The 12815-nt window shown below is 70.7% G+C and carries 12 protein-coding genes; 8 read left to right on the forward strand and 4 right to left on the reverse strand.

All coding sequences use genetic code 11. From position 1 onward, the window contains the following. Positions 1 to 7: 7 nt before the first annotated feature. Complete coding sequence (gene phhA, locus K311_RS0109610; protein ID WP_026817131.1) at positions 8 to 895, reverse strand: phenylalanine 4-monooxygenase; 888 nt, start codon at positions 893 to 895, stop codon at positions 8 to 10. Positions 896 to 999: 104 nt separating this feature from the next. Here phhA and K311_RS0109615 point away from each other — a divergent pair, with 104 nt between their 5' ends. After that, entirely contained in the window at positions 1000 to 1629 is a 630-nt protein-coding gene (locus K311_RS0109615; RefSeq protein ID WP_051239886.1) for a DUF2238 domain-containing protein, read from the forward strand. A 114-nt stretch (positions 1630 to 1743) separates the two neighbouring features. Here K311_RS0109615 and K311_RS0109620 read toward each other — a convergent pair whose 3' ends face one another. From K311_RS0109620 to K311_RS0109630, 3 genes are all read right to left on the reverse strand, one after another. Then, positions 1744 to 2928, reverse strand: a complete 1185-nt coding sequence (locus K311_RS0109620; RefSeq protein ID WP_026817133.1) for a GGDEF domain-containing protein — start codon at positions 2926 to 2928, stop codon at positions 1744 to 1746. Between the two features lie 83 nt (positions 2929 to 3011). After that, positions 3012 to 3839: a rhomboid family intramembrane serine protease gene (locus K311_RS0109625; protein WP_081683392.1), complete on the reverse strand. Its 828-nt coding sequence runs from the start codon at positions 3837 to 3839 to the stop codon at positions 3012 to 3014. 79 nt (positions 3840 to 3918) lie between these two features. After that, positions 3919 to 4902: a TerC family protein gene (locus K311_RS0109630; RefSeq protein WP_026817135.1), complete on the reverse strand. Its 984-nt coding sequence runs from the start codon at positions 4900 to 4902 to the stop codon at positions 3919 to 3921. Positions 4903 to 5166: 264 nt separating this feature from the next. Here K311_RS0109630 and K311_RS0109635 point away from each other — a divergent pair, with 264 nt between their 5' ends. The 7 genes from K311_RS0109635 to K311_RS0109665 all read left to right on the forward strand — a co-directional run bounded on the left by K311_RS0109635 (position 5167) and on the right by K311_RS0109665 (position 12763). Then, entirely contained in the window at positions 5167 to 6339 is a 1173-nt protein-coding gene (locus tag K311_RS0109635) for a class I SAM-dependent rRNA methyltransferase (protein WP_026817136.1), read from the forward strand. A 187-nt stretch (positions 6340 to 6526) separates the two neighbouring features. After that, a complete protein-coding gene (locus tag K311_RS0109640; protein ID WP_051239888.1) occupies positions 6527 to 7729 on the forward strand; it encodes a TCR/Tet family MFS transporter in 1203 nt (400 codons plus the stop codon). A 35-nt stretch (positions 7730 to 7764) separates the two neighbouring features. Continuing rightward, positions 7765 to 8349 carry a GTP cyclohydrolase I FolE gene (folE, locus tag K311_RS0109645; RefSeq protein WP_026817138.1) on the forward strand — a complete coding sequence of 195 codons (585 nt, stop codon included), beginning with the start codon at positions 7765 to 7767 and terminating at the stop codon, positions 8347 to 8349. Positions 8350 to 8530: 181 nt separating this feature from the next. Beyond that, positions 8531 to 9259: a YiaD family glycine zipper/OmpA-like lipoprotein gene (locus K311_RS18910; RefSeq protein ID WP_026817139.1), complete on the forward strand. Its 729-nt coding sequence runs from the start codon at positions 8531 to 8533 to the stop codon at positions 9257 to 9259. Positions 9260 to 9320: 61 nt separating this feature from the next. Beyond that, positions 9321 to 9917: a hypothetical protein gene (locus K311_RS0109655; protein ID WP_026817140.1), complete on the forward strand. Its 597-nt coding sequence runs from the start codon at positions 9321 to 9323 to the stop codon at positions 9915 to 9917. A gap of 78 nt (positions 9918 to 9995) precedes the next feature. Then, entirely contained in the window at positions 9996 to 10397 is a 402-nt protein-coding gene (locus K311_RS0109660; protein WP_026817141.1) for a BlaI/MecI/CopY family transcriptional regulator, read from the forward strand. Beyond that, entirely contained in the window at positions 10394 to 12763 is a 2370-nt protein-coding gene (locus K311_RS0109665) for a M56 family metallopeptidase (protein ID WP_026817142.1), read from the forward strand. Before K311_RS0109660 ends, K311_RS0109665 begins: the two co-directional genes overlap by 4 nt. The last annotated feature ends 52 nt before the right edge of the window (positions 12764 to 12815 follow it).

The raw sequence follows: 12815 nt of genomic DNA on the forward strand, positions 1-12815 counted from the left end.
CGGGCGCTCAGACGTCGCCGCCGTCGAGCCAGCCTTCGCCGGTGCCGCGGTGGTAGACGCTGTCGCCGGGTTGCACGGACCCGGCCGGGAACGATTCGAGCTCGGCCAGCCGCGCGTAGATCGGGGTGAAGTCCGGGCGCGTCGCATCGATCAGCTGCTCGTAGCTGTCGATCACGAAATACGTCTTCTGGTAGGTGTCGATGCGGTAGCGCGTGCGCATGATCCGCTCGAGGTCGAAGCCGATGCGGTTCGGCGCCGGCGATTCCAGGCAGTGGATCGACTCGCCCTTCGAGCTGACGATGCCGCTGCCGTAGATGCGCAGGCCGTCGGCCTGGCGGATCAGGCCGAACTCGACCGTGTACCAGTACAGCCGCGTCAGGTTCACCAGCGCGTCCTGGCCGATCGAATGCGCCTTGACGCCGCCGCGGCCGTAGGCCTGCATGTAGTCGGCGAACACGGGGTTCATCAGCAGCGGCACGTGCCCGAACAGGTCGTGGAACAGGTCGGGTTCGGCCAGGTAGTCGAGCTGCTCCGGCGTGCGGATCCACCAGGTGACCGGGAAGCGGCGGTTCGCGAGGTGGTCGAAGAAGGTCAGCTCCGGCAGCAGGCCCTCGACGCCGACCAGCTCCCAGCCGGTGCGCGCACGCAGCAGGCGGTTGATGTCGTCGAACTTCGGGATGCGGTCGGGCGACATGCCCATCGCTTCCTGCGAGGCGAGGAATTCGTCGCTGGCGCGGCCCACCAGCACGTCGCGCTGGCGGCGGAACAGCGTCGCCCAGACCTCGTGATCGGTTGCCGAATAGCGCGACCAGGGCTGTTCGACGACGGCCGTCGTGTAGACGGGCACATAGCCCTTGTCGGTCATCTGGTGTTCGACGCGTCTGGGCTCGTTCATCGCGGTCCTCCGGCAACGCGACCCATTCTACGCCGCCCGCGTGAGCGCCTTGCCGATCCCGCGCACGACCGACGACACTGGCGCCGGCGAACACGGAGGGGGCGATGGCAGGCACCGGCGAAATCATGGGCCCCGGCCGCGGCGAGCGCGCGCTGCTGGTGGCGATCGTGCTGGCGGCCCTGGTCTGGTCCGGCATCGCGCCGAACGACCGCCTGACCTGGCTGCTGGAAATCTGCTGGGTCGCGGTCGGCCTGCCGCTGGTCTGGCTGTGCTGGCAGCGGTTCCCGCTGACCCGGCTGCTCTGCTGGCTGCTGGTGCTGCACGCGGTGGTGCTGGTCTACGGCGGCAAGTACACCTATGCCGAAACCCCGCTCGGCGACTGGTTCCGGCAGGCCTTCGAACTCCAGCGGAACCACTACGACCGCCTCGGCCATTTCCTGCAGGGCTTCGTTCCGGCGATCCTCGCCCGCGAGCTGCTGCTGCGGCACACCCCGCTGCAGCGCGGCGGCTGGCTGTTCTACCTGGTGGTCGCCGCCTGCCTGAGTTTCAGCGCCTTCTTCGAAATGCTCGAGTGGTGGACGGCGCTGATCGGTGGCGGCGCCGCCGACGCCTACCTGGCGACCCAGGGCGACGTCTGGGACACGCAATGGGACATGTTCTGGGCGATGACCGGCGCGATCCTCGCGCAGCTCCTGCTGTCGCGCCTGCACGACCGCCAGCTCGGCCTCCTGTAGGAGCGCCTTCAGGCGCGATGCTTTCCGCTTCCGTAGGAGCGCCTTCAGGCGCGATGCTTTTGGTTTCGCGGAAGCCGAAAGCATCGCGCCTGAAGGCGCTCCTACGGGTGCGGGTCAGGCATCCCAGCCGGACATGGGGTCCGAGATCACGAGGTCGCGGCCGGCATTCTTGGCCGCATACATCGCCCGGTCGGCGCGCAGCAGCAGCTGCGAGAACTGGCGGTCGGCGGGTGCGAGCACGGCGGCGCCGACCGAGATCGTCACGCGGCGCAGCACGCCGTCGAGGTCGAGCGGCGTCCCGGAGAACGACTGCCGGATGCGTTCGCCGGCGACGACCGCGGCGGCGCTGTCGGTATTGGGCATCAGCACGATGAACTCCTCGCCGCCCATGCGCCCGAGCATGTCCTCGGCGCGCAGCTCGGTGCGGATGCGCGCGACCGCGGCGGTCAGCGCGTCGTCGCCGGCAGCGTGGCCGAGTTCGTCGTTGATCTTCTTGAAGTGATCGATGTCGATCACCAGCACCGCCAGCGGCGTGCCGTGCCGGCGTGCGGCGGCGATCGCGCGCGCGCCCAGTTCCTCGATCGCGCGGCGGTTGAAGCAGTCGGTCAGGAAGTCGACGCGGGCGGCGCGCTCGAGATCACGCTGGCTGCGCTCGGTGCACATCAGCAGGAAGCCGAAGCTCGCGACCACCGGCAGCACGCTGCCGACCGCGTAGCTGGCCAGCTGCACCTGGCTGAGCGCGAACACGCCCTCGACCTGCTCTGGCGCGACGAACATCGCCACCGCCCGCGAGACCAGGATCGCGATCGCGATCACCACGACGGTGCCGAGGATGTGCCGGGTGCGACCGCGCGAACGCGGCGAGCGGTAGAGGTTCGCGAACACGCAGCTGCACAGCATCGCCATCAGCAGCACGACCACCGACAGCCGCACGGCGACGTTCTCGATCACCTGCGCCAGCCACACCGAGCTGAGCACCGAGGCCGCGGCCAGCAGCCACAGGCGCAGGCGCCGGCGCGGCAGGCCGTGGAAGATCTCCAGCGCGATCGCATACGCGGCGATGCCGCCGGCGATCAGCAGGTTCGACACGACCACGCTGGTCCATACCGGCACGAAGTCGCGCAGCGCCATCGTCACGAAGCTGGCGGGCAGCATCAGCGTGCCGGCCACCCACCAGTACATGCTCCGGCGGTAGGAAGGCGGCAAGCCGCGCGTGACCAGGAGCAGCAGCACGCCGACCACGGTGGTCAGCAGTGCGCCGACCAGCAGCGCGGAGCGGATGTCGAACGACCAGGCCATCGGTTTGCGCCGTCCCCCACGGTCGCCGAACCAAGCCCGCTAGCCTTCCATGCGCCGCCGTCCGGCGCAAGCCGACGGAGGCTTCAGTCCGCCGGACGGTCGTCCCGGGGCGCCGGACGCGAAGGAAAGGGGAGCACGACCCCACCGCTCGGGGTCTCGGCGCGTTGCCAGAGCACCGGCACCGCCTCCGGGCGGGGAGGTTCGAACTCGGCTTCGGCCTCGAGCGCGGCCTCGCTGCGGATCCCGGCCTCTTCTTCCCAGGACCAGGGCCGGCGCGGCGGTGGCGGGTCCAGCCGGCGCCAGAGCACGGCTGCGACCAGGCCGGCGACGGCGCCGCCAAGATGCGACTCCCAGGACACCCCGGCCTCGCGCGGCAGCACCGTCAGCAGCATGCCGCCGTAGAAGAAGAAGGCGATCAGCGCCGCGGCGATCGCCGCGCGGTCGCGGCGCAGCACGCCGAGGGCGAACACCAGGAACATCAGGCCATGGGTCAGGCCGCTGGCGCCGAGATGGTGGCTGCCGGGCTCGCCCAGCGCCCAGGCGATCAGGCCCGAGCCCAGCCAGATCACCGGCAGCGCCCGCCAGGTCGCGCGCGGGAACACGGTCGCCGCCAGCGGCCCGAGGATCAGCAGCGCGACGCCGTTGGCCAGCCAGTGCCCGGCCGAGCCGTGCAGCAGCGGCGAGGTCAGCACGCCGACCAGGCCGCCGAGCTCACCAGGGGTCAGGGTCCAGGGCCGCAGGTCGCCGAGCAGCGGCGAGGCGAAGAACAGCGCCCCGAGCGCGGCGACGAAGGCCATCGCCGCCAGCAGCGAGCGGCCGAAGCGCGTGCGGACCGCCTCCGCATGCCGCGCGATGGCGGTCTCGATGTCGTCGGCGCCGGTCGCGGGCGATTCGCGGTTGATGTCGTCCATCGCCCCGAGTTTGGGCCGCCGCCGGCGGACCGCAAGCCGCGCCGGCGCGGGAAAGACCGTCCCGCGCCGCTGCGGCGGCTCAGCGCGGCGGCTCGATGCCCGCGACGGGCCCGGACTGCGGCCGCGGCCGGATCCACAGGCTGGCCAGCATCGCGCTCAGCAGCGCCAGCGCTACGAAGCCCAGGGAGATGCCGATCGGAATCTTCACCACGTCGATCAGCAGCATCTTGGCGCCGATGAAGACCAGCACCGCCGCCAGCCCGTAGGCCAGCAGGTGGAAACGGTCGGCGAGGTCGGCGAGCAGGAAGTACAGCGCGCGCAGGCCGAGCACCGCGAACACGTTCGAGGTCAGCACCACGAAGGGATCGAGGGTGATCGCGAAGATCGCCGGGATCGAGTCGACCGCGAAGATCACATCGGTGATCGCGATCATCACCAGCACCACGAACAGCGGCGTGAACTTGCGCCGCGACCCCTGGCCGATCCACAGCGCCTCGCCGCGATAGCGGCGGATCAGCGGCACATGCGCGGTGAGCCAGCGCAGCAGCGGGTTGCTGTCCATGTCGGGTTCCTTGCCGGCCACCACGACCATCTTGATGCCGGTGAACAGCAGAAAGGCGCCGAACACGTACAGGATCCAGTGGAAACGGGCGATCAGCGCCGCGCCGATGAAGATCATGACCGCGCGCAGAACGATCGCGCCGAGCACGCCGAGGATCAGCACCCGCTGCTGGCTCTGCGCCGGCACCCCGAAATAGGTGAACAGCATCAGGAAGACGAAGATGTTGTCGACCGCCAACGCCTTCTCGACCACGTAGCCGGTCAGGAACTCCATCGCGATCCGGTCCGCCTCGCCGTCCGGCAGGCGGCCCTGCAGGTACCACCACAGGCCGGCGTTGAAGACCAGGGCGAGGGCGATCCACGCGGCGGACCAGGTCAGCGCTTCGCGGGTCGAGACCTTGTGCGGGCCGTTCTGGCGCAGCACCAGCAGGTCGACGGCGAGGGCGGCGAGCACGAAGGCCGCGAAAACGGCCCACATCATGGGGGTGGCGATGGTTTCCAATGTCGTCTCCGGTAACGAGGCCTCGCGACCGCGAACCGGCGCGACGTTCCGGGACGGAACGACCTTCGCCTGCGCGCGGGCGAAGGTCTCGCTCGCAGGCCCGGTGATCTGGACCTGCCTGCCGGACCGGGGTCATTGCGGACCCGTGATGACGATCTCGGCAGCGGGAGCTACTCCCCTTCTGTGCCGCGGAGTTTGCCACAGGCTTGCGTGAAGAAGGCAAGACGGCCGGTCCCCGGACCGGCCGGCGGGTACAATTCACCGATGAACGCGACTGCCCTGCCGGTGATCCGGCTCAAGATCGAGCGCCGCTCCAACCACCCCTGGATCTTCCAGAAGATGGTCGAGAAGCCGGCCGCCAAGCCCAGGCCCGGTGCCATCGTCGACATCGTCGACAACACCGGGGTCTGGGTCGGCCGCGGCTTCTACAACGGCCATTCGCGCATCGCCCTGCGGGTGCTGACCGAGGATCCGGAGGAGCAGGTCGACGAGGCTTTCTTCGCCCGCCGGATCGCGGCCGCCGCCGGCCTGCGCCGCGACCTGCTGAAGCTCGACGCGACCACCGATGCCTGGCGCGTCGTGCACGCCGAAGGCGACGGCCTGTCCGGCCTGGTCGTCGACCGCTATGGCGACCTCGTCGTGGTCGAGTTCTTCTCCGCGGGCGCGTTCCGCCATCGCGAATGGATCTTCGCGGCACTGCGCGAACAGTTCCCCGGCTGCCGCTTCTACAGCTTCGCCGAGGAACATGTGCAGAAGCAGGAGAGCTTCGACTTCCGCGCGCCGCCGGCGCCGGAGCCGAGCATCGTCAGCGAGCATGGCCTGAAGTTCCGCGCGACCCCGGGCAGCGGCCACAAGACCGGCTTCTTCGCCGACCAGCGCGACAACCGCGAGTACCTGGCGCGCTTCACGAAGGACGCCCGCGTGCTCGACATCTGCTGCAACTCCGGCGGTTTCGCGATCTACGCGAAGGCGCGCGGCGGTGCGGCGGAAGTCACCGGCATCGACCTCGACGAGGAGATCCTCGAGGTCGCGCAGAAGAACGCCCGCCTGAACGACGCGAAGGTGAAGTTCGTGCAGGCCGACCTGTTCCCCTACCTGCGCGACGCGCACGCGCGCGGCGAGCAGTGGGACGTCGTCGTGCTCGACCCGGCCAAGCTCACGCGCGACCGCGACCAGGTCATCCCGGCGCTGAAGAAGTACAACGACATGAACAAGCTGGCGATGCAGGTCGTGAAGCCGGGCGGCATCCTGCTGACCTGCTCCTGCACCGGCCTGGTCAGCGAGGACGAGTTCCTCGACATGATCCGCCGCGCCGCCTTCTACAGCGGCCGCACCGTGCAGATCCTGAAGGTCGCCGGCGCCGGCGCGGACCATCCGGTGATGGCGCATGTGAAGGAGTCGCGGTATTTGAAGGCGGTGTTTTGCCGGGTTCTTTGAACGACGGTTCTCTCAGCCACTTACTTCCTTTCTCGGTGAAGCGAACAAGGCAAGTAGTGGATAACAAATAAGAAGTAGCAAGCCGCAGCGTGCCGGCTCGCTACTTCCTATTTGTTATCCACTACTTGCCTTTCGAAGAAGAAGAGCAGTGACCAGCGCCCCCACCCCCGCTCCCCGCCGCGCCGCGATGATCTTCATCTTCATCACGGTCCTCATCGACATCCTCGCGTTCGGGCTGATCATTCCGGTGCTGCCGCACCTCGTGGAAGGCTTCGTCGGCGGTGACACCGCGACCGCCGCCTGGTGGGTCGGGGTGTTCGGCACGACCTTCGCGGCGATCCAGTTCGTCTGCACGCCGATCCAGGGCGCGCTGTCCGACCGCTTCGGCCGGCGCCCGGTGATCCTGCTGTCCTGCCTCGGCCTGGGCCTGGATTTCGTGCTGATGGCGCTGGCGCCGAACCTGGCCTGGCTGTTCGTCGGCCGCGTGCTGTCGGCGATGACCGCGGCCAGCTTCTCGATCGCCAATGCCTACATCGCCGACACCACCGCGCCGGAGCAGCGCGCGAAGTCCTACGGCATGCTCGGCGCCGCGTTCGGCCTCGGCTTCATCATCGGGCCGGTCGTCGGTGGCGTGCTCGGCGACATCGACGTGCGCGCGCCGTTCTGGGCCGCGGCGGCGCTGGCGCTGGCGAACTTCCTCTACGGTCTGTTCGTGCTGCCGGAATCGCTGCCCGTGGAGAAGCGCACGCCGCGCTTCGACTGGGCGCATGCGAATCCGGTCGGCGCGCTGGTGCTGCTGCGCCGCTATCCGCAGGTATTCGGGCTGGCCGCGGTGATCTTCCTCGACAGCCTCGCGCATTACGTGTTCCCGAGCGTCTTCGTGCTGTTCGCCGACGTGCGCTTCGACTGGGGCATCAAGCAGGTCGGCTACGTGCTCGCCGGCGTCGGCCTGTGCACGGCGATCGTGCAGGCGGGCCTGATCGGCCGGATCGTCAAGGCGGTCGGCGAGCGTCGCGCGCTGCTGATCGGCCAGAGCGCCGGCCTCGCCGGTTTCCTGCTGTACGCCTTCGCCGGCGAGGGCTGGCTGTTCCTGCTCGGCATTCCGGTGATGGCCTTCTGGGGCCTCGCGAATCCGTCGGTGCAGGCGCTGGCCACGCGCGCGGTCGGCGCCGACGAGCAGGGTCGACTGCAGGGCGCCTTCATGAGCCTGGCCAGCCTCTGCGGCGTGTTCGCGCCGCTGATGTACGCGTCGGTGTTCGCGCACGCGATCGTGCCGAACGCGCCGCTGTACTACCCGGGTGCGCCGTTCCTGCTCGCCGCGGTGATCGTCGCGCTGGCGTTCTGGGTCTCGCACCGCGCGACACGGCCGGCGGTGGTGCCGGCGGTCTAGACTGTCGCAACCCACGAAACGTCACGGAGACCGCGATGAACGAGCCCGTCACCCGCGAACAGGCCGAGGACGCCGTGCGCGTGCTGCTGCGCTGGGCCGGCGAGGATCCCGCGCGCGAGGGTCTGGTCGACACCCCGAAGCGTGTCGCCAAGGCCTATCGCGACTGGTTCAGCGGCTACGGCATCGACCCGACCGAATACCTCGCACGCACCTTCGAGGAAGTCGCCGGCTACGACGAGATGATCGTGCTGCGCGACATCGAGTACGAATCGCATTGCGAGCACCACATGGCGCCGATCATCGGCAAGGTGCACATCGGCTACCTGCCCGACGGCAAGGTCGTCGGCATCAGCAAGCTCGCGCGCGTCGTCGAGGCCTACGCGCGTCGCTTCCAGGTGCAGGAGAAGATGACCGCGCAGATCGCCCGCTGCATCCAGGACGTGCTGCAGCCGCGCGGCGTCGGCGTGGTCGTCGAAGGCGCGCACGAATGCATGACCACCCGCGGCATCCACAAGCGCGGCGTCAGCATGATCACGTCGAAGATGCTCGGCACCTTCCGCGACGACGCCCGCACGCGGTCCGAGTTCCTGCAGTTCATCGATGTGGGGCCGGGGCGGTGAAGCGAGTAACGAGTGGAGAGTAACGAGTAACGCGTAAGAGCGGCTTCAGCCGCGATCTGGCCGTTCACCTTCTCCTCGCACGAAGCGCGGGCTCTACTCGTTACTCGTTACTCTCCACTCGTTACTCCACCTTGACGCGTCCCGTGGATGCTCGTGCACATCCAGCCCCCGGAGCCCCGCCATGTCCTTCCCCCGTTCCCTGCTCGCCGCCGCCCTCGCCTCGAGCTTCCTCGCCGGCTGCGCCAGCGCCCCCTACCAGGCCAGTGGCCCCTACGACTCCGGTGACCGCTACGGCGATCGCCACGACGACCGTTACCAGGAGCCCGAGGACGTCAACCGCACCCGCCGCGGCGCGATCACCGGCGCCGTCGCCGGCGCGGTGATCGGCCTGCTCAGCGGCAGCGATGCCACCGAGCGCCGGCAGCGCGCGCTGATCGGTGCCGGCGTGGGCGGCCTCGCCGGTGGCGCCATCGGCCGTTACCAGGACAACCAGGAGCGCGAGCTGCGCGAGCGCATGCGCGACACCGGCGTCGACGTCGTCCGCCAGGGCGACCACATCACGCTGGACATCCCCAGCGGCATCACCTTCGGCTTCGACAGCAGCGAAGTGCTGCCGGCCTTCCGCGGCGTGCTCGACCGCCTCGCGCAGACGCTGGGCCAGTACGACCAGACGATCATCGAGGTCGCCGGCCACACCGACAACGTCGGCACCGAGGCCTACAACCAGGCGCTCTCGGTCCGCCGCGCCCAGGCCGTCGGCGACTACCTGGTGGCGCGCGGCGTCAATCGCGAGCGCCTGATCATCACCGGCGCCGGCGAACTGCGGCCGGTCGCGAGCAACGAGACCGAAGCCGGCCGCGCCGAGAACCGCCGCGTCGAGATCACCCTGGTGCCGCTGCGCGCCGACTGATCGCGTCCAGCCCCGCTCCCCGGCGTGGCCCCGCCGGGGGCGGGCTCCTATACTCGCGGGGGTGAGCGACCCCCGCGCCCAGCTGACAGCCCTGCGATTCCTGATCGCCGCCGCTCCGGCCCTGCCGGACAAGGCGGACTGGCTGGCGCGTATCGACGCCATCAGCGAATCGCTGACGGCGGCCGAGGCGGCCCGGATCGCGGACGGTGCCCTCAATCCCGCCGAAGTCACCCGCCTGCGCCAGGACGTCGAGGACGCCGAACACGCGCGCGACGCCGCCAATCTGCAGCGGATGAAGGTCGCCGGCCAGCTCGGCACGCTGCACAAGGCCCTGGCCGCCGCGGCGCCGGCGGTGGCGGCGAGCAAGGACGCGCAGGCCGACGCGCTCAAGCGCATCCAGTGGTTGTCCAGCCACGGCGGCAACGACCCCGATGCCGCGATGGCCGCCGTCGACGCCGAACTCGATGCGCCGATGCCGAGCCGGATGGTGCTCGAGCTGGTCGCCGCCGGCGAACGCCGGTTCACCAAACCGCAGCTCGAATTCTCGGTCGCCGAGGCCATGGTGCTGACCGGCTGGGCGCAGACCCCTGTCGAACTGATGGCCCAGGGCGAGCCCTGGCTGGCCAGCCTGCTGCTGAAGAATCACGCCGACGACTGATCCCGTGACTTTCGGGGCATATTTTCCGGCTCCCGGTGTTCTACAACTGTCGTACGACGACTGTAGTAGAGCTCACCGATGTCCGAACCCGACCGCAGCACCGACGAAGGCGTCGCCCTCAGCGAACTGCAGCTGGCGTTGATGCGCCTGCTCTGGCGCGACGGCGAGGCCAGCGTCGCCGACATGGCCACCGAGATGGCGCGCAGCCGCGGGCTGGCCCACACCACCGTCGCCACCGTGCTCACCCGGCTGGCCAAGCGCGGCATCGTCGAGGCCCGCCGCGACGGCCGCCAGCTGGTCTACCGGCCCTGCATCGACGAGGCCCAGGTCCGCCGCAGCATGGTCGGTGACCTCGTGCAGACCCTGTTCCGGGGCGATGCCCGCGCGCTGCTGGCGCATCTGGTCGACGAATCCGCGGTCGGTCCCGGCGACCTCGAACGCGTGCGCGCCCTGCTCGCCGGTACGGGGCGCAAGCTGTGAGTGCCCTGGCGCTGGCCAGCAGCCTGCTGCTGACCCTGGTTCTCCAGGCCAGCCTGCTGCTCGGCCTGGTCTGGATCGCCGAACGGCTGCGCCTGCTGCGCGACCCCGGCCACGCTGAGCTGGCCTGGCGGGCGGCGCTGTTCGCCGGCCTGCTGGCGACCGGGCTGCATGGCTGCGGCCTGCTCAGCGGTGGCGGCGACGGATCCACCGGCACGCCCGCGGTCCTGGCGCGTTCCGGGGCGCCGGCCCCGGCGCCGGTCGGCCTCGGGGATCCCGTGCCCACGCCGGGCGCCGCCGCCGCTGTGCCGGCGGTGCCGCCGGCGGCCTTCCATGTGCCCGGTCGGTTGCGGGCGAACCGGAACGACGCGACGTCTGCGGCCCCGGCGGCGTCGCCAGCTACGACGGCCGCCCCGCCCGGTCTGGTCCTGCCGGTTCCCGAGCTCCTCGCCTTGGCCCTGGTGCTGCTCTGGGCGGCGGCGAGCCTGCGCGCGGGCCGCGGTCTCGCCCGCCAGCTGGGCGATGTCCGGCGCCTGCAACGCGGTCTCGAGTCCGTGACTGAGTTCGCGATTCCCGCCGCATTGCGCGCCGATGCCGACACGTTGGCGGCGGAATTCGGTATTCGCCGGCCCCGCCTGCATCTGCTCGAAGGCCTCGCCAGCCCGATGCTGCTGCCGACGCTGCGCGGCCCGACCCTCCTGCTGCTGCCGGCCTGGACCGGCGATCTGGCCCCGCGCCAGCGCCGCGCCCTGCTGGCGCACGAGTTCGCCCACCTCGCCCGCCGCGATCCGGCCTGGCGGCTGGCGACCCGTATCGCCCTGCTGCCGCTGGCCTGGCACCCGCTGGCCCGGCATGCGCTGGCGCGCCTCGAAGCTCTGGCCGAACACGCCTGCGATGCCTGCGCCGCCCGGTTGCAGGGCGATGGGCGCCCGCTCGCCGAATGCCTGGCGGTCTGCCTGGAGCATGCCGCCGGCCACCGGTCCACGTGCTCGCCACGGCTCGCCGTCGCGATGGCCGATGACGCCGGCGCGGTCGTCCGCCGCGTCGCCAACCTGCTGGAGAAAACCCCGATGAATACCCGCACCCCGAGCCCGGCCCTGCGCCGCGGCGCCCTGGTCGCCGCCGTCGCCGTCGCCCTGGCCCTGCCGGGCCTGGCGATCACCCTCGTCGGCACCGACGCCGTCGCGTCCGCGCTGGAAAGCGGCCTGCTGATCGGCGAACAGGTCACCACGAGCCGCGACGGCATCAGCACCTGGCGGCGCGCCGACGCCGACGGCCGCATGCTGCTGCGCGTGCGCGGCGAGGTCCGCGTCAGCGCCGATGACCGCAGGATCGAAGGCCTGGGTGACGGCGCCTTCTTCGAATACAGCCGCCGCCGTGACGGCGTCGAACACGCCGTGGTGCTGCGCCGCAGTGGCGACGCCCTGGTGCAGGAATTCGAGGTGGACGGCGAATCCCGTCCCTTCGACAGCGAAGGCCGCGCCTGGCTGGCCGCCGAGCTGCCGGCGCTGCTGCGCGAGACGGGTCTCAATGCCCTCCAGCGTGGCGTCCGCCTGCTCGCCGAGGGCGGCACCCCGGCCCTGCTCGCCGAAATCGCCGGCCTGCGGGTGGACCACGTGCGCCGCGCCTACCTCGAGGTCCTGTTCGCGAACGCGCCGCTCGACGCCGCGCAGTGGGCGCAGGCGATGGACCGGGTGACCGGCATCGGTTCGGACTTCGAACGCCGGCTGTGCCTGCACGCGGCGCTGGCGCAGGCGACGACGCCGGCGCGCCGGGCCGGTGTGTTCGACGCCGCCGCCGGGATCGCCTCCGATTTCGAACTCGCCGAACTGCTGATCGAAGCCGCGAAGCAGCCGCCGGTCGCCGCTGAGCTCGGGGCCTGGCAGCGCGCCGTCGCCGCGCTGGACAGCGATTTCGAACTGCGCCGGGTGCTGGATGCGAGTCTGGAACATGCGCGCGGCGATCGGCGCGTCGTGCTCGCCGCGCTCGAGGCCGCCGAACGCTTCAGCAGCGACTTCGAACTGCGTCAGCTGCTCGAGACCGCCGCTCCGGCGGCGCGCACCGACGCCGCGCTCCGCGCGCGGTGGCTGCAGCGTGCCGGCGGACTCGGTTCCGATTTCGAACGCCGCAGCGCGTTGACCGCGCTGATCGATGTCGACCATGTCGATATCGACGTCGCCGACGGCGTGCTCGTGGCGCTCGCCGGCGTGCGCTCGGACTTCGAAGCGGCCGTGGTCCTGACCGAACTGGCCGGGCGCATGCCCTACGACGCCGGCCTGGTCGAGCGCTACCGGGCAGCCGCGCGCCGGCTCGACGACTTCGAGCGCGGCCGCGCCGAACGCGCGCTCGACCGCTTCGCCGCGCTCTGAGCAGGAAGGCGCCGGGGAGCATGCGTTCCCTGGACTCGCCCTGAGCTGGCGC

Origin of the sequence: Arenimonas composti TR7-09 = DSM 18010, from assembly GCF_000426365.1 — a bacterium.
Lineage (GTDB): Bacteria > Pseudomonadota > Gammaproteobacteria > Xanthomonadales > Xanthomonadaceae > Arenimonas > Arenimonas composti.